Annotated in this window: 1 protein-coding gene; it reads right to left on the bottom strand. The window is 42.6% G+C overall.

Going from position 1 to position 993, the window contains the following annotated elements; all coding sequences use genetic code 11:
• Nucleotides 1–406 precede the first annotated feature (406 nt).
• On the bottom strand, nucleotides 407–820 hold the full coding sequence (locus ACYVBJ_RS20870; RefSeq protein ID WP_460984244.1) for a hypothetical protein: 414 nt from the start codon (nucleotides 818–820) through the stop codon (nucleotides 407–409).
• Nucleotides 821–993 lie beyond the last annotated feature (173 nt).

The following is a 993-nucleotide window of genomic DNA, read 5'->3' as shown; positions in this document are numbered from 1 at the left end:
TGCTCGGCGTACTGTTGCAAGCCGTTCTGGAAGATCTGGGCGTAGGATGCGGCAGCGAAGGCCATCAACGCTGCGCTAGTTAGGATTACTTTTTTCATTGAAATGTACTGATTTGGAAAAGTTAAAAAGTATAACGTTTTTAGATAAACTCACCAGTTAGTCTATCTAATCGCATAGTATACTATAATGAAAATAAATTGTTCTGTTTATTTATCTATTAATAAAAGTGAGCTGAAGACTGATTATTCATCCCGCTTGTTTGATCCTTTTTCAACCTATTGAGTGTGACGTACTATAATAAAAATAGGTTTTGGAATGGAACTGATGCTAGCATCAGTTCCATTCCAAAACCTATATGAATACTTGCGAAGTAACTTTTTTGAAATTACCTACTTACGAATAAAGGCTAATTTTTTTTAGGTTGACCTTTATTATCTCGTTTCCCAGATTTTTTATCCGTTGGGCTTTGGCCACTACTTTGATGAATGTAAATTGAGTTGCTGCCATTTGTCTGATCGATCTCCACATCGCTATCACCTGACTGGCTCACCGTAATACTTTGTCCGGTTGCTTCATCACCCTGACTGACAATAGCTGTGTTGCCGTGGCTGATCTTAGCTACGTTGCCACTCCCTGACTGAGTAATTACCGCTCGGTTTGAACCATCGCTCGACTGACTGACTGACGAGCTGTTGCCCGTCCCGCTCTGCACGATTGATATTTCTTTCCCATTACCCTGTTGGCTAATCACAGCGGTGTTCTGGGCCTGGACAGCGGCCGTACCTAGTAAGGTAGCTGCCAAAAAAAAGAGTGATTTCATAAGCTTGTTGTAGAGGTAACCTTTCCGAGCAACGCCTGAACTTAACGAAAAAACCTGAGCCTTGTGTTCAGGCTCAGGTTTTCGTTTGTTTCTCAGCTCGCCTTAGTTGGCGTTCTGCACCACGTTTTGCGTGTTGTTGTTGCCATTCTGGGTGTAGGAGTACACCAGGTTGG

The sequence above is a fragment of the Spirosoma fluminis genome, from assembly GCF_054778895.1.
This window is presented reverse-complemented; position numbering and strand designations above follow the sequence as displayed.